The organism is Kitasatospora sp. RG8 (assembly GCF_017813315.1).
GTDB lineage: Bacteria > Actinomycetota > Actinomycetes > Streptomycetales > Streptomycetaceae > Kitasatospora.
Genome location: NZ_JAGIYX010000014.1, coordinates 103,617 through 121,026 on the forward strand (window position 1 = coordinate 103,617; position 17,410 = coordinate 121,026).

15 protein-coding genes are annotated in these 17,410 nt (G+C 74.1%); 6 read left to right on the top strand and 9 right to left on the bottom strand.

Going from position 1 to position 17,410, the window contains the following annotated elements:
- The first annotated feature begins 268 nt into the window (after positions 1-268).
- Positions 269-874: a YceI family protein gene (locus J5Y04_RS21550; protein WP_209413710.1), complete on the top strand. Its 606-nt coding sequence runs from the start codon at positions 269-271 to the stop codon at positions 872-874.
- A gap of 342 nt (positions 875-1,216) precedes the next feature.
- Here J5Y04_RS21550 and J5Y04_RS21555 read toward each other — a convergent pair whose 3' ends face one another.
- Positions 1,217-2,203, bottom strand: a complete 987-nt coding sequence (locus J5Y04_RS21555; RefSeq protein ID WP_209413711.1) for a LysR family transcriptional regulator — start codon at positions 2,201-2,203, stop codon at positions 1,217-1,219.
- Positions 2,204-2,314: 111 nt separating this feature from the next.
- On the opposite strand from J5Y04_RS21555, the gene J5Y04_RS21560 reads away from it, so the two are divergent.
- Together J5Y04_RS21560 and J5Y04_RS21565 are read left to right on the top strand one after the other, a co-directional pair.
- On the top strand, positions 2,315-3,565 hold the full coding sequence (locus J5Y04_RS21560) for an MFS transporter (RefSeq protein ID WP_307853229.1): 1,251 nt from the start codon (positions 2,315-2,317) through the stop codon (positions 3,563-3,565).
- Positions 3,566-3,574: 9 nt separating this feature from the next.
- Complete coding sequence (locus tag J5Y04_RS21565; RefSeq protein WP_209413712.1) at positions 3,575-4,054, top strand: macro domain-containing protein; 480 nt, start codon at positions 3,575-3,577, stop codon at positions 4,052-4,054.
- Between the two features lie 93 nt (positions 4,055-4,147).
- Here the strand turns inward: J5Y04_RS21565 and J5Y04_RS21570 are convergent, their stop codons facing one another.
- Entirely contained in the window at positions 4,148-4,690 is a 543-nt protein-coding gene (locus J5Y04_RS21570) for a GNAT family N-acetyltransferase (protein ID WP_209413713.1), read from the bottom strand.
- 188 nt (positions 4,691-4,878) lie between these two features.
- Between J5Y04_RS21570 and J5Y04_RS21575 the strand changes: the two genes are divergently transcribed.
- Positions 4,879-5,244, top strand: a complete 366-nt coding sequence (locus J5Y04_RS21575; protein ID WP_209413714.1) for a hypothetical protein — start codon at positions 4,879-4,881, stop codon at positions 5,242-5,244.
- 11 nt (positions 5,245-5,255) lie between these two features.
- A complete protein-coding gene (locus tag J5Y04_RS21580; RefSeq protein WP_307853230.1) occupies positions 5,256-6,026 on the top strand; it encodes a TetR family transcriptional regulator in 771 nt (256 codons plus the stop codon).
- Positions 6,027-6,139: 113 nt separating this feature from the next.
- On the opposite strand, the gene J5Y04_RS21585 is transcribed toward J5Y04_RS21580, so the two are convergent.
- Together J5Y04_RS21585 and J5Y04_RS21590 are read right to left on the bottom strand one after the other, a co-directional pair.
- Positions 6,140-7,453 carry a GNAT family N-acetyltransferase gene (locus J5Y04_RS21585; RefSeq protein WP_209413715.1) on the bottom strand — a complete coding sequence of 438 codons (1,314 nt, stop codon included), beginning with the start codon at positions 7,451-7,453 and terminating at the stop codon, positions 6,140-6,142.
- 138 nt (positions 7,454-7,591) lie between these two features.
- Entirely contained in the window at positions 7,592-8,119 is a 528-nt protein-coding gene (locus J5Y04_RS21590) for a GNAT family N-acetyltransferase (RefSeq protein ID WP_209413716.1), read from the bottom strand.
- Between the two features lie 365 nt (positions 8,120-8,484).
- Between J5Y04_RS21590 and J5Y04_RS21595 the strand changes: the two genes are divergently transcribed.
- Positions 8,485-9,048, top strand: a complete 564-nt coding sequence (locus J5Y04_RS21595; protein ID WP_209413717.1) for a dihydrofolate reductase family protein — start codon at positions 8,485-8,487, stop codon at positions 9,046-9,048.
- Positions 9,049-9,252: 204 nt separating this feature from the next.
- Here the strand turns inward: J5Y04_RS21595 and J5Y04_RS43580 are convergent, their stop codons facing one another.
- The 5 genes from J5Y04_RS43580 to J5Y04_RS21620 all read right to left on the bottom strand — a co-directional run bounded on the left by J5Y04_RS43580 (position 9,253) and on the right by J5Y04_RS21620 (position 17,347).
- A complete protein-coding gene (locus tag J5Y04_RS43580) occupies positions 9,253-10,665 on the bottom strand; it encodes a C40 family peptidase (protein WP_209413718.1) in 1,413 nt (470 codons plus the stop codon).
- A 217-nt stretch (positions 10,666-10,882) separates the two neighbouring features.
- On the bottom strand, positions 10,883-11,950 hold the full coding sequence (locus tag J5Y04_RS21605; RefSeq protein ID WP_209413719.1) for a hypothetical protein: 1,068 nt from the start codon (positions 11,948-11,950) through the stop codon (positions 10,883-10,885).
- A gap of 258 nt (positions 11,951-12,208) precedes the next feature.
- Positions 12,209-14,089, bottom strand: a complete 1,881-nt coding sequence (locus J5Y04_RS21610; protein ID WP_307853231.1) for a threonine/serine exporter family protein — start codon at positions 14,087-14,089, stop codon at positions 12,209-12,211.
- A 127-nt stretch (positions 14,090-14,216) separates the two neighbouring features.
- Positions 14,217-14,870: a DedA family protein gene (locus J5Y04_RS21615; RefSeq protein ID WP_209413720.1), complete on the bottom strand. Its 654-nt coding sequence runs from the start codon at positions 14,868-14,870 to the stop codon at positions 14,217-14,219.
- 104 nt (positions 14,871-14,974) lie between these two features.
- Positions 14,975-17,347, bottom strand: coding sequence for a hypothetical protein (locus J5Y04_RS21620; protein ID WP_209413721.1), 2,373 nt, complete (start codon positions 17,345-17,347; stop codon positions 14,975-14,977).
- Positions 17,348-17,410: the final 63 nt, after the last annotated feature.

Sequence of the window (17,410 nt, forward strand, 5' to 3'; positions counted from 1 at the left end):
CTCTGGGGCCTCGACCAGGTCGAGGGTCAAGCCGCGCGGCCGGACCGGGGTCGACCGTACCGGGCCCCGGAATCCGGCCGACGGAGACCGGGCGGCGGAGACCCCCGACGAGGGCCGACCAGCGAGGGCCGACCAGCGAGGGCCACCCCGCGAAGACCCGCCCGCGGAAACTCGCCGCACATCATGGTTGAACTTTGAACGAAACCGTCCTACAGTGGAGTCAACAAGTTGAAGCCTAAACAACTGGCTTCGAACCCGAGGAGGAGCCATGGGCCTTTTCAACCGCACCAAGACCGCTGCCACCACCACCGTCGAGACCCCCGCCGGCCCGGACCTGGGTCACCTCACCGGCGACTGGGCCATCGACACCACCCACAGCGAGGTCAGCTTCTCGGTCCGCCACGCCATGGTGACCAACGTCAAGGGCCGCTTCACCGAGTACGACGGCAAGCTGCACCTGGACGGCACCACTCCGGGCAACTCCAGCGCCGAGCTGGTGATCAAGGTCGCGAGCATCGACACCAACCAGGCCCAGCGCGACGAGCACCTCCGTACCGGCGACTTCTTCGCCGCCGACACCTACCCGGAGATCCGCTTCCGCAGCATCTCCGCCGAGCGCCTGCGCGGCGACTCGTACCGGATGAACGGCGAGCTCACGATCAAGGGCACCACCCGCCCGATCGCGCTGGACCTCGACTACACCGGCAGCGCCACCGACGCGTACGGCGCGGAGCGGGTCGGGTTCGAGGGTTCGGCCGTGCTGGACCGCACCGACTGGGGCCTCACCTACAACGCCGCGCTGGAGACCGGCGGCGTGCTGATCGGCGAGAAGGTCAAGCTCAGCTTCGACATCTCCGCCGTCAAGGCGGCCTGAACCGGCCGACCACGGCAGCTGTACCGCCCTGCACCCCGGCGGTCGCCGCGGTGACCGCCCCGCACACGCCCCACCCCTGCCGACCCCCGAGCGGCAGGGGTGGGGACGTCTCCGGGCACAACAACCGCCGCCGGCCGCCGAATTCCGGGGCCGACGGTATTCGACCGCCCAAGACCGGACGGGCCGGGACCGGTCATGCCGTCGGACCCGCGTGCCTGACCGGCCACGCCGTCGAACCCCCGCACCTGACCGGCCACGCCGTCGAACCCCCGCACCCGAGCGGGCCCGCCGCACCCGACCGAACCCGCCGCACCGGGCCAGGACCCGCCCCGCCGGACCGCACTACGTCCGCGACCGCGCTGCGACCGCCTCCAGCAGCGCCACGTCGGCCGCCGGCAGCCAGCTGCCCGCCGGGCGCCGCAACCACCCCTCCCGTCCGCCGAGTTCGCCGGCCACCGTCCGCAGGGCCGTGAGCCCGGGGTGCCGCAGGCCCGGGCGGTGCACGAGGCTGACCAGGCTGAGCGGCACCGGGTCCACCAGCGGCACGTTCACCACGCCCGGGAGCAGCGGCCCGCTGGTGGTGGTCAGCATCGGGTCGCCGTGCCGGGTGAGGTAGCGGGCGGTCTCGTCCACCCCGACCGGCGGGACGTACGGCGCGGCCGCCGTCAGCCCGTGCTCGCGCAGCAGCCGGATGCCGAGGTCGGCCCATTCGGTGGTGGCCGGGTTGCCGGCGCAGATGTCCACGGGGTGCCCGGCCAGCTCCGCGAGGCGCAGCACCGGTCGGCCGGCCAGCGGATGGGCGGCCGCCATCATCACCGAGACCCGCTCCAGTCGCACCGGTGTCTGGGCGAGTTGGCCCCGTACCCGGGCGTCCAGGCCGGCGAAGCGGCCGAGCGACGCGTCGAGCCGGTGGGCGAGCAGTTCCTCGGCCGCGGCCGCGAGACCGCCGAGGTAGCGGGCCAGGATGTCGCCCTCCGGCCAGGCGGCGCGGGCCGGTCCGAGCAGCCGGTCCGAGGTCAGATCGGGGCCGGTGACGTTGCTGTTGACGTCCAGCAGCAGCGGGCGGTGCTCGGCGGCCGTCACGATCTCGTCGTGCAGTGCCAGGAGTTGCCGCGCCTTGGGCAGCAACCGCAGCCCGGCCCCCGTGAGTTCGACGCTGCGGGTGGTCCGGGTGAAGAGCGCGTCGCCGAGCAGTCTCTCCAGTGCGCGGACGTCCCGGCTGAGCGCCTGCTGCGCGACGTGCAGGCGTTCGGCGGCCCGCCCGAAGTGCAGGGTCTCGGCGGTCGCGACGAAGCCTCGGAGCAGGCGGGGGTGCAGGTCGGAGGGCATGGCGGCAGATTAACAACATCGTGTTGTCAGTACGGCGAAACAGGTGTTGGACCGCTGCCGGGCGGGCGCGTGAGGCTGGGAGCAACCCTCCCCCCTCTGTTTCGGAGTACCGTGCTCGCCTCCTACCGACGGCTCTTCGCCCTGCCCGGCACCGCCGCGTTCACCCTCGCCGGGCTCCTCGCCCGGCTCTCGATGTCGATGACCGGCGTCTCGCTGGTGGTGCTGCTCTCCGAACGGCGTGGCTCGTACGCGCTGGCGGGCACCGTCTCGGCGGCCGGTCTGGCCACCGGGGCGATCGGCATGCCGCTGATCGGCCGCCTGGTCGACCGGTACGGGCAGGCGCGCGTCACCGTCCCGGCCACGCTGTACAACGCCGTGCCGTTCGCCGGCCTGCTGCTCTGCGTCCGCGCCGGCGCACCCGACTGGACCCTCTACGCCTGCTGGGCGGCGTGTGCGGCGGCACCGAACCTGGGCGGCATGGCGCGGGCCCGCTGGGCGCACCTGTACCGGGCCGACCCGGCCGCCCGGCACCTCGCCAACTCCTTCGAACAGGCGCTGGACGAACTCTGCTTCATGGCCGCGCCGGTGCTCGCGATGGTGCTCTGCACCACGGTCGCGCCGGAGGCCGGGATGATCACCGCGGGGGTGATCGGCTCCGCCGGCGCCCTGCTCTTCGCCGCCCAGCGCCGGACCGAACCCCCGCTCGCCGGGCATCCGGCCGGTGCCCGCCAGGGCTCCCCGCTGCGGGTGCCGGGGCTGCGGGTGCTGCTGCTGACCTTCCTCGCCACCGGCGTGGTCTTCGGCTCGATGGAGCTGACCACCGTGGCCTACGCCGACTCGCTCGGCCAGAAGCCGGTGGCGGGCGGGCTGCTGGGTCTGGTCGCGGGCGGGTCCTGCGTGGCCGGGCTGGTCTTCGGCCTGCTGCGGCCCCGGCGGGCGCCGGGGGTCCGCTTCCTGCTCGGTGTCTCGGCGATGGCCGTCCTGCTGCTCCTGCCGCTGGCCGCCGGGGTGGGCGGGGCGGGGCTGCCGCTGCTCGGCGCCGCGCTGTTCGCGGCCGGGACGGGCACCGCGCCGACCATGGTCACCGGCATGACGCTGATCCAGGAGCTAATGCCGCAGCGGCAGTTGAACGAGGGTATGGCGGTCGCGGTGTCCGGCATCGTGGTCGGCATCTCGGCCGGCGCGGCCCTTGCCGGGGCGGTCGCCGAGCACGCCGGGCCCGGCGCCGGCTACTGGCTGCCCGCCGGCGCCGCCGCGCTCGCCCTGCTGATCGCCGTGGCGGGCCGCCGCCACCTGCGGGTACCGGGCGCCACCGCCGTGGTGCGCGGAAATTCCGAACAGCCGGTCGGTGCCACGCGCTAGCGTCCGGTCATGGCAACGATCGACTACATCCGCGGCGACGCCACCGCACCGCAGGCGAAGGGCGTCAAGGTGATCGCGCACGTCTGCAACGACCTCGGCGGCTGGGGCAAGGGGTTCGTCCTGGCGGTGTCGCGGCGCTGGCCCGAGCCCGAGGCGGCGTTCCGGCGCTGGCACCGGGAGCGCGCGAAGAACGACTTCGGCCTGGGCGCCGCGCAGTTCGTGCAGGTCGAGCCGTACGTCTGGGTGGCCAACCTGGTCGGGCAGCGCGGCATCCGCACGGGTCGTTCGACGGGCGCGCCGGTGCGGTACGAGGCGATCGACACCGCGCTGACGGCGCTGGCCGACCAGGCGCTCGCGCTCGGCGCCTCCGTCCACATGCCCCGGATCGGCTGCGGGCTGGCGGGCGGGCGCTGGGAGCGGGTCGAGCCGCTGGTGACGGCCCGGCTGGTGGACCGGGGGGTGCCGGTGACGGTCTACGACTTCGACTAGCACCCGCTCGCGGGAGCCCGACCCGACAGCCGACCAGGGGCCGGGGGCCGCCGGTCGGCCAGGGCCCGACAGTCGACCGGGCCTGTCGGCGGCTCAGGCCCCTGCCGGCTCCGGGGCGGGTGTGAACGACCAGGTGTACTCGTACTCGGGCAGCACGTACCCGCCCGGGAAGACACCCTCCTGCTCCGCCGTCCGGCGGCCGCCCTCACGCTCGTAGAACGCGACGGCCCCGGTGTTGTCGCGCAGCACCTCCAGGTAGAGGTCGGCGCCGGGGTGCCGCCGCACGACGTGCGCCCGTGCCGCGTCCAACAGTGCACGGCCGATGCCGCCGCCGGTGCGGCCGGGCCGGACGTGCAGGTTGTCCAGCAGGACCCGCCCGTCCTGCTGCGGCACCAGGTACGCGAAGCCGACGGCGTCGCCGGCCTGATCGGCGATCAGCAGCTCGGGGGTGTTGGCGGGTTCGCCGTAGTCGGCGGTCAGCCGCAGCGCCCAGAGCTCGCGCCGCTCGGCCGCCATCCCGTCGCCGAGCGCCTGGTCCGGGACGATGCCGACGTAAGCGGTGCGCCAGCTGAGGGCGTGCAGGTCGGCGACGGCTTCGGCGTCGTGCGCGGTGCCGCGGCGGATGGTGGCGTTCATGTGACGAGCCTCCCACACGCCTCGACTTGAACCCGTTCAACCTCAGCCCCTAGAGTCACCCGTGCTTTTGAACACGTTCGAAATGAACGGGGGCGGAGCGGCGGCACCGGATGCGGAGGGGGCATCCGGTGCCGCCCGCACCGATACCGGCTGGAGCTGACCATCCCGACAGGGCCTAGGCTCGGGGCGTGGACGACCTGGCAGCGACGAACGGACCCGACAGCACGGGCGGCACCGGCGGCACGACCGGCCCCGGCGGCACCGACAGCCCCACGGATGCAGCCGTTGCGCCGACGGCCCCGGCGGCACCCCCCGCCGAGGTGCACGGCAGCAGCGCCCGGCCGAAGAGCGACAGGAGCGGGCAGACCCGGACCCTGCTCCCGGAGACGGCCGTACGGCTGTTCCAGGAACACCGCGGCGAGAAGACCACCCTGCGCGCCGTCGCCACCGGGTCCGACGTCCCGGTCGGCAACACCCACGACCACTTCTCGCCGGCCGGGAACGTTCACGTACGCAAGGGCACGGCCAGGGGCGCCCTGGCCGTGGCCCGGTAGGGTCGGCCGACGTGGAGAAGTCGAGCAACAGCGACAGCCTCGCGACCGGTACCCCTGCTCCGGCGGAGCTCCCCGGCGGAAGGGCCCAGCCGAAGACGGACAAGAGCGAGGCGACCCGGGCCCTGATCCTGGAAACCGCGATGCGGCTGTTCCAGGAACGCGGCTACGAGAAGACCACCATGCGCGCCATCGCCACCGAGGCGGGCGTTTCGGTGGGAAATGCTTACTATTATTTTTCGGCGAAGGAATTTCTGATCCAGGGATTCTACGACCGAATGACGTACGACCATGCGGCGGACGCCAGGAATCGCATGGCCCATACGCGGGATTTCGCCGAACGACTCGAAATCGCGCTGACCTCCTGGCTCGACACGGCCGCGCCGTACCACGAGTTCGCCGCGCAGTTCTTCCGCACGGCCGCCGACCCGACCAGCTCCCTGAGCCCGTTCTCCAACGAGTCCCACCCGGCCCGGGCCACCGCCGTGGAGCTGTTCCGCGACGTGCTGCAGGGCTCCGAGCTGGCCCCCAAGCTGGACGCCGAGCTGGTCGAGCTGCTGCCCGACGTGCTCTGGCTGCACCTGATGGTCGTGGTCCTCTACTGGGTCTTCGACCGGACCGAGGACACCGAACGGACCCGGGAATTCGTCCGCCGGTCCACCCCCATGGCGGCCCGGGTGATCAACCTCTCGCGTTATCGGGTGTTCCGGCCGATCGTCCGCGACGCCAAGGGCCTCATTCAGGACTTCATCCTGCCCACCATTGGAAAAACCGCCGTCAAGTAGGGCGCCTGCACCGTGGAGAAAATTCGACGGCCGGGCGCTCCCGAGATCGGGAGCACCCGGCCGTCGAATGCCCGGGTGCGCCGGCACCTCGGGCGGGCCCGGCGTCGGCCCGGCTAGAAGTTGTCCGGGGTCCAGGCGGACAGTGGCGTGCGCAGCAGCAGGTCGGCCGCGGCCGCGGCGCCCGGCCGCACCTCGGTGACCAGGCCGGCCGCGGCCAGCCGCGGGACCGTCTCGCCGCCCAGGTAGAGCGAGCCGAGCACCGATTCGCTCAGCGCGAGGTCGGCCTCGTCGGTGGTGCGGGTGCAGCGGCCGGTACCGTCGGCGGCGACCTCGACGGCCCACCGGCCGGCGACGTGGCCGTCGTTGCCCTCGACCTCCAGCACGACCCGGCCCGGCGCACCGTACGTCCGGGCGTTGAAGGCGGCCTCGACGTCGAGCACCCGCAGCCAGGTGAAGTCGGCGTTGTCCACGTACGGGGTGGCGGCGCGCGGGTCCTGGAGCAGCAGCGGCAGCGGGTCGTCCGGGCCGATGTTCTCGATCACGACCTTGCGCACCCAGTCGACCGAGAACAGGAACCGCCACAGCTCGGCCGCGGTGCCCCGGTCCAGGGCGAGGAAGTCGACGACGGTGAGCGTGCAGTTCGGGTAGCTGCCGTCCCAGGTGTCGTCCACCCGGTAGACGGCCAGGCCGGTGACGTTGCCCTCGGCGTCCCGGTGGGCCGCGGCGAAGGGCTCCTTCCAGTCGAAGCCCGGCACGGAGACCGCGCCGGTGTGGCGCTTCCACCACAGCTCGTCGCGGGCGAGCGCGCCGGGCTGGGCGAGCCGCCAGCGGTCGTGCAGCTCGGCGCCCACCTTGCGCAGCTCGTCCATGGTGAGGAAGTCGACCCGCCCGCCGGGCACGGTGGGCAGGCCCTCGCGCAGGCCACGGGTGCGCTGGAGGTCGACGTTCCAGCCGTGGCCGCGGGTGGCCGGGCCGAAGCCGAACCGGCCGTAGATGTTGTACTCGGCGGCGATCAGGACGGCGACGGCCGCGCCGCGCTCGCGGGCGGCCGCGAGGTCCCGCGTCATCATCCGGCTGAGCAGTCCGCGCCGGCGGTGGGTGGCCGACACGGTGACGGCGGTGATCGCGTCCGCCTGGACGACGGCCCCGCCGGGCACGGTCAGCTCGACGTCGAAGCTCCGGTAGGTGGCGACGAAGCGGCCCTCGGCCACCGCCGCGAGCATCCGCCCGGGCTCCCACTGCTGCCGGCGGTAGTCCGCCGCGCTCTCCACGTGCGGGCGGAGGAAGCCCAGGACGAGCGCCCGGTCCCAGTCCTCGACCTCGTCCTCGGCGATCGGCCGGATCTCGATCCCGCCGACCGTGTCGGTCCACTCCTCGACTCGGCCACTACCGGGATCGCGGGTCCCACCGTTCGCTTCGTTGCCCATCAGCCCACGGTACGGCGGGCCTCGGAGGACGGCATCCGATTATTCGCCGCTGCTCGAAGCGGGTGCCCGGGGCCGGTGCAGGGGCTGGCGCAGGGGCCGGTGCGCGCCGCGGGGTTCCGCCCTGCCGCGGGCCGGTGGTCACGGCCGGGGCGCACCGCCCGGAGCACCGTGCCCGGGGTCGAGCACCCAGTGGTTGACCCGCAGCAGCCGGCCCGCGAAGTCGACCTCCCGCTCGCCGGCCAGCCGGAACCCGAGGGTGCGGCAGATCCCGTTGGACGGCCCGTTGGTGATCGCCGGATGCGCGTGCACCGCGCCCCAGCGGCCGTCCCGGGCCGCCTCGTCGAGCACGGCCCGGACTGCCGCCTTGCCGAGGCCGCGCCCCTGGAACTCCGGCAGCACCATCCAGCCGATCTCGGAGCAGGCCGTACCGTCCTCCTCCTGCGACCAGAGCGTGACGCACCCGGCCACCTCGCCCGGCGCGGCCCCGTCCGGGACGATCATCTTGATCCACGACCGGTCCGCCGCGGCGGCCTGGACGTCCCGCCGGACCTTGTCCGCGATGCCCTCCACCGGGAGGGGACCGCCCAGATCGGCCATCATCACCGGGTCGCACCGCATCCTGACGTAGGCGCCGACATCCCCCGGCTCGACGTTGCGCAGCCTCATCCCGGGCTCCTTTCAAGGGGCGGTCATCGTACGGCGGGCCTCCGACAGCCCGGCCCCCTCCCACAGCGCGGCCCCTCTCCGACAGTCCTGCCCCTCCACCCCTCCGGCAACCCGGGCCGGGGCACGCGCCGGGCGGGCATGATGCGGCCGGCGCGTACGTGGGCGAGCTCCTCGTCCGTGCGGAGGACGGCGCTCTGGTCGGCCTCGCTGTGACCTGCTGGTTCTCGGTTGTCTCACCGCGATGCCACCCAAGATCAGCCTCAGGTCGATGCCATTTCCTCGGCGCAATGACGAGTCTGCGGCCGACCCACCGGGCACGAGGACTACAGGTGACGCCTGAGACCGACTCACGGAAGGCCGGCGCCATGCGGAAACTGATCTACGGCATGAACCTGACCCTCGACGGCTACATCACCGCGCCCGGCGATGACATCGGCTGGAGCGTGCCGAGCGCCGAGCTGTTCCAGTTCTGGTCCGACCGGTTGCAGGCGACCGACCTGACGCTGTACGGGCGCAAGCTGTGGCAGACGATGAGCTCCTACTGGCCGACCGGCGACCAGCAGCCCGACGCCACCCCGGCGGAGATCGAGTTCGCACGCCGCTGGCGGGACATGTCGAAGGTGGTGTTCTCCTCGACGATCGACAAGGTCGACTGGAACACCCGCCTGGTCACCGGCGACGCGGTCGCCGAGATCACCCGGCTCAAGGCCGAGGACGGCGGCCCGATGGACATCGGCGGCGCGACGCTCGCCGGGGCAGCCATGCGGGCCGGGCTGATCGACGAGTACGTGCTGGCCACCGCGCCGGTCCTGGTGGGCGGCGGCACGCCGTTCTTCACCGCGCTGGACAGCTGGGTGAACCTGAACCTGGTGGAGACGCGGACGCTTCCCTGCGGCGTGATCCTGACCAGGTACGAGACGAGACGCTGAGCGCCCGTCCAGGAGTCACGGGCCATGTGCTCCGCGGGTGACACCCCCTGAGTGACCCGGACCGCCGCCCGAGCCACCCGGAACGGGTGAAGCCCCTGAACTGCAAGGCTCATGGCAGTGGCAGTGGCATGTCTGCCATGAGGCCTGCCAACCGCCGTGAGGTTCTGCCAAGGCTTTCGGGACCCTACCGCCGGCCCGGCGCCGTCACGGGCGGGCGTAGAAGTCCGGTGTGCCCATGATCCAGAGGCTGGCCTGCTTGACCGGCACGCCCGCACGCGGGGCCTCGATCATCTGGTCGTCGCCGATGTAGAGGCCGACGTGGTGGATGTCGGCGGCACGGCCGGTGTCGGTCCAGAAGACGAGGTCGCCGGGGCGGAGCTGGCGGTAGCCGATCGGGGTGCTCTGGGCGTACTGGTCGGCGGCGAAGTGGTTGAGCTGCCGGCCGCCCTGGCGCCAGGCCATCATGGTCAGCCCCGAGCAGTCGTAGCCGCCGGGGCCCTCACCGCCCCAGATGTACGGCAGGCCGATCTTGGAGCGGGCGAAGGCGACGGCGGCGGCCGCGCCCTCCTCCGACCACGGCCGCCCGGCCGGCATCGGCCCGGTCGTGGCTCCCCCGGCGTCCTTCGCGGCCTCCGGCTTGGCGGCTTCCGCCTTCGCGGCTTCCGCCCCAACGGCCTCGACCCGGGCCGCTTCGACCGCGGCGGCCTCCGCGGCGGCCTTCTCCGCTGCCTCCTGTTCGGCCGCGGCCTTCTCGGCGGCGGCCCGGGCGGCGGCCTCGGCCTCGCGGGCGGAGATCTCCTCCAGCGCCTCGCGCCGCTGCCGCTCCAGCTCGACCGTGGTGTCGCGGGCGGCGGCGAGCTCGGTGAGGAGCCGTTCGCGGCGCCGGCCGGTGGTGACCACCTGGTACTGCTGGGCGGCGAGCCGTGACTCCGCCCGGTCCCGGGCCGCTCCGACCTCGGCCGCGGCCTTCTCCGCCGCCTCGGTCGCGGCGCGCGCGGCGGCCGAGGCCCGGTTCGCGGCGGCGGCGGTGGAGGTGGCCGCGTCGAGGATCTGCCGGGTGCGGTCGCTGGCCACGCCGACCACGGCCGCCTGGTCGCCGGCCTCGCGCGGTCCGCGGGCGCCGATCAGGGCGTTGATGGCGGAGAGTTCGGCGGTGGCGCCCTGGCGGTACGTTTCGGCGGCCAGCGCGGCGGCGTCCTCGGCCGCCCCGGCCCGGTCGGCCTCGGCGGAGGCGGCCCGGCCGATCGCGGCGGACTCCTCGGCGCGGGCGCGGGTGAGCGCGAGCCGGGCGCCGTTGTAGGCCTCCACGGCCTGTTCGGCGACCCGGCCGGTCCGGTCGAGTTCGGCCTTGGCGGCGGTGAGCCCGGCCTCGACGGCGGTGACCGTGGCGGCCCGGCGGTCGGCCTCGGCGCGGGCGCGGTCGACGGACTCGGCGGAGGGGTACGCCTCGTCGGCCGCCGTGGCGCCCGGAGCCCGGTCCGGCCCGGCCGTGGCACCCGGGGCCCGGTCCGGGTCGGCGGGGAGGGCCGCGGGCGCGGGGAGCGCCGCGGCGGCGGGGATCAGCCCGAGCAGGGCGGTGAGGGACAACAGGAGGGTCGGCAGCAGCCTGCGCACCACGAGACATCCCTTCTCAAGGTCGCGGACGGGCCGCCGCCGAGTGGCCGGTTGGTCGCACAGGCCCGGCAAAGCGTCCCATTACGTGACGAATCGTTTACGCATCGCCATGTTCTCAAGCCGGGCGGCTTTCCCGCTCCAGGCCCGCACGGCCGGCCGGGTGATCCGTCAGATGATCCGACCGGGCCTCAATTCCGGCCGGTCACAAACGGTGTGCGGACTACCGGCGGATCCGGCGGGTGTGCGGCCTCAGGTGGGGGAGGCGGCCGGGGCGCGGCTCCAGGCCGGTCGGGCCCACCGCGTAGGTGCGGCTGCGCCCCGCCCGGACGGTCCGCCGGCGCTGCTGGGCTCCGCGCCGGGTGCCGGGCTCGCGGGCCCCGTGGACGGCGGCGCCCGTGCCGGGTCCGGGCCCCGCGGCGGCGGCCGAGCGGCGGTCGGCCAGCCGGGCGGAGCGCCGGGCCAGCGCGCGGGCCTCGTGCGCGTCGAGGTGGGCGGTGGCCCGGGCGGCCATCCGCTCGGCGACCCGGTGGGCGGCGGGGTGGTTGGCCGGGACCTTGTCCGGGGCGCCGGCGATCAGGTCGAAGAGCCAGGTCCGCGCGATGTCCGCACGCCGGTGCAGACGGCGCTCGCGCCGGATCGCGCGCGCCCGGCGGCGCGGGCGCGTCGCGTAGCGCCAGCGCGCCCACGGGCTGCTGGGCCGGGCCAGCCGGATCGCGCCGATCCAGGAGATGCCGGGCACCATGATGCCGAGCAGGCCGGTCCACACCTTGCCCTTGAGCAGGGCCACCATGGAGACCAGCATGTTCACCGAGATCACCGTGACCAGCCCCCACCTGGTCTCCTGGCTGGGCACCACGCCGAGCGGCACGTAGCCGACCAGCAGCAGTGCGGTGAAGAGGATGCCGAAGATGACCGCGTCCACCGACTTGCGGCCCTGCTCGCCCCAGTAGACGTCATCCAGGTGCAGGATCAGCGCGAACTCGTCCAGCACCAGACCGCAGCCGATGCCGAAGAGCAGCCCGAACACGTCGATCCAGGGGTGTCCGCCGTAGGTCGCGAACACCCCGATGCCGCCGACCAGCAGGAAGCCCAAGCCGAACACCATGTGGTGGATGTGCAGTCCGCCGGGGGTGACGTTGCCGGGCCACCAGCGCACCTGGGCCCTGATCATCCGCACGCTGAACCGGATGAAGACGAATGAGGTGATGAACCCGACCAGCAGCAGGAACAGCGGTTGTTTGTGCGCGGCGACGATGTGCTCGCGGTAGCCGTCCAGCAGTGTGGTCATGCGTCTTACCTTCGTTCCTGGTCCTGCGTCGTACGTGCCGCGACATGGCCCGGGCCGCCACCGGTGCGGCGGGTGCGGCGTACCGTCCCCGGCCGACACCCCTCCAACGAGCACGGCGTGCGGTCCGGCGACCGCAGCCGGCGCGGGATCCGTCCGCCGAGGTCCGTCCGCCGGGGTCCGGACGTCGTGCCGGACGCCGGGAGCCGGACGCCGGGGTCCGTGCGCCGGATCCGTACGCCGCCGCCGGGCCGGCGTCGGTCAGAAGCCGCGGGTGCGCTTGGCCGCCCGGCGCGGCACGACGGGCTGCGGCGGCAGCAGTTCGGCGCCGGCCGGCAGTTTCATGAAGAGCCGGGCGATCTCTCCCCCGAGGTTCACTCCGATCGCCAGCGCCAGGGCGATCGCGGCGGCCCGGGTGATCTGGACGATGCCGGCGGCGGAGTGGCCCTGGGCGAAGGAGAGCATGCCGAGGTAGAGCGCCGAACCCGGCATCAGCGGACCGATCGCCGCGGTCACGTACGGCAGCGCGGAGCCGTACCGGTAGCGGGCCATCAGCTGGCCGAAGAGACCGACCAGGCCGGCCGCCACGCCGGTGGCGACGATCGGCGAGACCTGCGCGTTGTAGACCAGGACGCCGTAGCTGGACCAGCCGATGCCGCTGTTCAGGGTGACCATGCCGAGCAGACGGCGGTCGGTCTGCAGCAGCATCGCGAAGGCCAGCGTCAGCACCAGCGCGGCGATCATCTGCACCGGCGGGTAGTTCACCCCAACCAGGCTCTCGTCCGGCCGGAGCTTGGCCTCGAAGCCGACCCCGAGGTAGAGGATCAGCATCACGCCGATGACGATGCCCGCCACCAGGTAGATGACTTCGAGCAGGCGGGCCGCGGCCGTGATGTAGAAGCCGGTCAGGCCGTCCTGGACGGCGGCCACCAGGGCCCGCCCGGGCAGCAGTGCGAACAGCCCACCGGTGATCACCACCGAGCCGTGCAGGTCCCAGTCGTTGAAGGAGAGGATGATGCCGGAGGCCGCCGCGGGCATCGCGGCCAGCACGAACTGGTAGAACTCCGGCAGGCCGCGACGGGCGATCAGCGAGGCCAGTCGGTCGCCGAGGACGGCCGCGATGAAGGCGCTGGCGAAGACCAGCCACCCCTTGTCGTCCATCCGCCCGCCGACCAGGAAGGTCGCCGCGCCGGCCAGCAGCCCGGTGTTCAGCGCGAGCAGCCAGGCCGGGTACGGGTGCCGGTTGCGGCGGATCAGGGCGAGGCGGCGGTACGCGTCGTTGACGCTGACCTTCTCCGCGGTGATGTCGGCGACCAGCTCGTACACCGCGTTCAGCCGGGTGTAGTCGGAGGTGCGGCGGCGCACCACCCGGTCCGCGGTGACCGGCGGCTCGACCAGCGAGGGCTGGTGCGAGATGCCGATCAGGGTGAAGGTGACCTGCGGTTCGCAGCGGTCCAGCCGGTACGCGTGGGCGATGCCGAGCATGGCCGCCTCGACGTCCTCGGCGGCCTCGCCGCTGGCCAGCAGCAGTTCGCCGATCCGCAGCGTCAGGTCGAGGATGCGCGGGACGTTCCGGGCGGCGGAGGGGTGCAGCTCGCGCGCGGTGCGTTCGAAGGCCGGGCGCTCGGTCATCGGGGTGCGCAGCAGGGTGCGCATCCGGTCCGGCCACGGCGCATCGCCGGGGGCGCCGGGCTGGAGGGTCGGTACGGAGATGCCGGTGGGCGGGGTGTAGCCGGCCGCCTGCCACTCCTCGGGGGTGAGGGTGTCCTCGGCGACCGACCGCCGGCGGTGGACGGGGGCGAGCCGCTCGGGCTCCTCCACCGCTGCCGGACCGGACCCCGCGTCGGCGATCCCCGACCCCGCGTCGGCGGTCCCCGGCTCCGCGTCGACGGGCGCACGCCCGGGTTCGGCGGCGGGCTCCGGGCTCAGCAGTCCCTTGGTCTCCGTGACGGGCGGGACGAGCGGGATCACGGTGGTCGGCTCGACGGCCGGGGCGGGGTGGCCGAGCAGCCCCTCGGTGGGCGGCGCGTCGGAGGGGTGGAGCGGCTGCGACCCCGGCGCCGGACGCGTCTGACGCGCCTGCCGGGCCCCCTTGCCGCCCCTGGCCCGCCTGCCTCCGCCCGGTCGGCCCCGCTTAGGCACTTCCGCTCCTTGCCGCCCCTGGTGGCGCCGGGGTCACCGGGCCGCCGCTCGATCTCGGGTACACCTTGCCTGATCGAACTGCCGGACGCACATGTACGTCGCGGCGGGCGCCGGGGCCCGCGGGTGCCTACCCGGCGCGGTGGTGGGCCGGGGCCGACGCGCCTGCCCGGCGGGCGCGCAGGAGTTCGACCGCCACCGGCACCACCGAGAGCAGCACGATGCCGACCAGGATCGCCTCGATGTTGTCCCGGACGAACGGGATCCGGCCGAGGAAGTAGCCGAGCACGGTGACGCCGGCACCCCAGAGGACGCCGCCGACGACGTTGAAGACGACGAAGGTGCGGTAGTTCATCCTGCTCACCCCGGCGACGATCGGGGTGAAGGTCCGCACGATCGGCACGAAGCGGGCCAGCACGATCGCCTTGGGGCCGTGCCGGTCGAAGAAGGCGGCGGCCTTCTCCACGTTCTCCTGCTTGAACAGCCGGGAGTCGGGGCGCCGGAACAGGCTCGGCCCGACCTTGCGGCCGAAGAGGTAGCCGACCTGGTCCCCGGCCACCGCGGCGGCCACGATCAGCGCGCAGACCAGCCAGAGCGGCTGGTGCAGGTAGGTGCCGCCGGCCAGCAGCAGGCCGGTGGTGAAGAGCAGCGAGTCCCCGGGGAGGAAGAAGCCGATCAGCAGGCCGGACTCGGCGAAGACGATGGCCATGATGCCGATCGGCCCGAACGTGGAGATCAGATGGGTCGGATCGAGCCAGGACGGGCCGAGGGCGAGGCTGGTCACGGGGCAGACACTCCTGGAGGTCGACTCTTGGCAATGAAACAGTAAAGCATTTGCCAAGTACGCCTAAACCAGGGGGTCTGCCCCGGGACCGGCCCGCTTCCGCGCTACAGCCCGTACCGCTCGATGACCTCCTCGTGCCGACCGGTGTCCGCGCCCGCCGCCTTGGCCAGGTCCAGCCAGGCGAGGGGATGCGGCCAGCCGCGGGTGAGCCGGTGCAGCAGGGCGTCGGCCTCGGCGGCGTGCGCCGTGGGCGGCACCCCGACGGCGGCGTAGACACCGGGCAGGAGGTCGCCGTCGTCGGCGGGGTCGGTGATGCTGTACTGCTCCCCGCTGTACGCCCAGACCGCGTAGCCGGCCTCCTGCAGCTCCCCGCGCAGCACGGCCCAGGCCTCGTCCCCGGGCCAGCCGCCGTCCACCCAGTAGGTGGTGTAGCCGGCCGGGTCGAGCAGGGTGAGCAGCGCGAACACCGGGCGCCGGCGCCGCCGCTCCTCCTCCGGCGCGTCCTCGGCGGGCGGCTCCTCCAGCAGCGCCGGGGCGAAGACCACCACGTCGCCGTGGTTGAGCGTCACGTCGTCGCCGAGCACCGGCAGGATGCGGGCGGTGGCCGGGCCGGTCCGGACGGCCGGAAGGTCGGCGGTGGCGCCGTTGGTCCGGGTGGCCCGGACGGTCACCAGCTGCCACTCCTCGTCCACCGGGCCCTCGGGCTCGTCGAAGTCCAGGCCGAGCAGGGCGCCGGTGGAACGGACCACCGCCCAGTCCCGGTTGGCGGTGGCGGCGGTGATCAGGTGCCAGAGGTCCGGCTCCTGGACGGTACGGTGCCGCTCCTCCTCCGGCGTGCCCTCGGCGGGCAGCGCGTGCTCCAGGATCTCCTGGTAGAACCGCTGCGCACGCGTGTGGTCGCCCAGCTCGGTGGCCGCGGCGGCGGCCAGCCGTCGGGTGTTGATCCGGTCCGGGTGGGCGTCCAGGATCGCCTCGCAGAGCTCGACCACCTCGGCCCAGCGGCCCTCGGCGGCGGCCCAGCGGGCCCGGACCCAGTGGCCGCCGGCCGGGCCGGCCGACGCCAGCCGGTCGGCCAGGCGGCGCACGCCGTCCTCGTCCCGGGCCTCGATCAGGGCGCTGCCGAGCATGCCGCTCAGCTGCTCGTTCGCCGGGTCGGCGTCCAACTGCTCCCAGAGCAGGTCGGCGGCGGCCCGGGCGTGGCCGAGGCTGCCCAGCACCCCCGCCAGCTGCACCGCCACCTCGGTGGCGTCGGCCTGCCCCCGGCCGGTCTGCCCTCGCCGGCACTGATCCAGGGCGGCGGCGAGCAGGTCGGCGCCGGTCTCGACGGGCACGCCCGCCGCGCCGAGGTACGCGAGCAGCCCCGCCGGCGGGACCACCAGCGCCGGGACGGGCAGCGCCTCGGCGGCGGCCCGCAGCGCGGCGACCTCCTCGGCGACGCCGTCCGTGCGGCGCAGCTGGGCGAGCTTGCGTTCGCCGGTGGCGGCCAGGGTGAGGGCGACGGTGCGGGCGTGGCGGGCCAGGGCGAGCCGCCCGGCGGCGAGCAGCAGGTTGACGCAGGGGCGGTGCGACCCGGTGCCGTCGAGGTAGCCGACCCAGCCGGCCACGGCGGCGCCCAGCTCGGCGGTGTTCTCCCACGCACCGGCCGCGACCAGCAGCTCGACGGTCTCCGTCCAGGCGGGCCGCAGGTCGGCGTGGCGCTCGGCCTCCTCCAGGCCCGGCAGCAGCGCGAGCGCCTCCTCGGTGCGGCCGAGGGAGGCGAGCGCGCGGGCCCGTGCGAGGGCGCCCCAGCGCCGGTCGCTGTCGTCGATCTCCCGGCCGCGGGCGCGTTCGGCCTGCTCGGAGGTGTCGAGCAGGGTCAGCACCTCCTCGTGGCGGCCGAGCAGGTGCAGGGTGCCGGCCCGGGCGTGGTGGAAGTGGAGCGAGAGCCGCTGGCCGGCCGCCTGCATCCGGGCGGCGGCGGTGTCCAGGTGGCCGAGCGCCTCGCCCGGGCGGCCGTCGTCCTCCAGGGCGTCGGAGTACTCCCGGGAGAGGCAGTCGAAGCAGGCCCGGGACGGCTCGATCCGTTCCAGGGTCTCGCTCAGCACGGCGAGCCGCTCGGGCACGTAGCCGGGGCCGTCGACCCGGGCGTGGCAGATCGCGAAGTCCTGCACCACGCAGACCGACTGCGGGCAGTCGGCGGTCTCCTCGCGGTGGGCGAACTCCAGCAGGTCGACCGCCTCGGGCAGGGCCTGCTCGCCCTGGTGGCGCTTGTTCAGCAGGTTCTGCATCCGCCAGTGCCGCAGGTAGACCTCGACCCAGGGCAGGCCGAGCGACCGTGCGGCGGCCAGGGCCTCCGGGTAGACGGCGTCGAGCTGCTCGTTGCGCCCCTCGTTGGCGTGGCCGGGGAACTCGTAGACGGCGTCGGCCAGCCGTCGGTGGCCGGCCTCGGCCAGTTGCTCGTGGGTTTCGCGTACCCAGGCCCAGATGTCGGTGCTCATGCGCCCACCTCGCTTCGTCCGGCGGTCGCCCCGCCCGGCGTGCGCCTTCCGTTGATTCGCTCG

Bases quoted from the DNA above. Each gene is read 5' to 3' on its own strand.
- J5Y04_RS21550 (WP_209413710.1), top strand. From the start codon at position 269: ATGGGCCTTTTCAACCGCACCAAGACCGCTGCCACCACCACCGTCGAG.
- J5Y04_RS21555 (WP_209413711.1), bottom strand. From the start codon at position 2,203: ATGCCCTCCGACCTGCACCCCCGCCTGCTCCGAGGCTTCGTCGCGACC.
- J5Y04_RS21565 (WP_209413712.1), top strand. From the start codon at position 3,575: ATGGCAACGATCGACTACATCCGCGGCGACGCCACCGCACCGCAGGCG.
- J5Y04_RS21570 (WP_209413713.1), bottom strand. From the start codon at position 4,690: ATGAACGCCACCATCCGCCGCGGCACCGCGCACGACGCCGAAGCCGTC.
- J5Y04_RS21585 (WP_209413715.1), bottom strand. From the start codon at position 7,453: ATGGGCAACGAAGCGAACGGTGGGACCCGCGATCCCGGTAGTGGCCGA.
- J5Y04_RS21590 (WP_209413716.1), bottom strand. From the start codon at position 8,119: ATGAGGCTGCGCAACGTCGAGCCGGGGGATGTCGGCGCCTACGTCAGG.
- J5Y04_RS21595 (WP_209413717.1), top strand. From the start codon at position 8,485: ATGCGGAAACTGATCTACGGCATGAACCTGACCCTCGACGGCTACATC.
- J5Y04_RS21605 (WP_209413719.1), bottom strand. From the start codon at position 11,950: ATGACCACACTGCTGGACGGCTACCGCGAGCACATCGTCGCCGCGCAC.
- J5Y04_RS21620 (WP_209413721.1), bottom strand. From the start codon at position 17,347: ATGAGCACCGACATCTGGGCCTGGGTACGCGAAACCCACGAGCAACTG.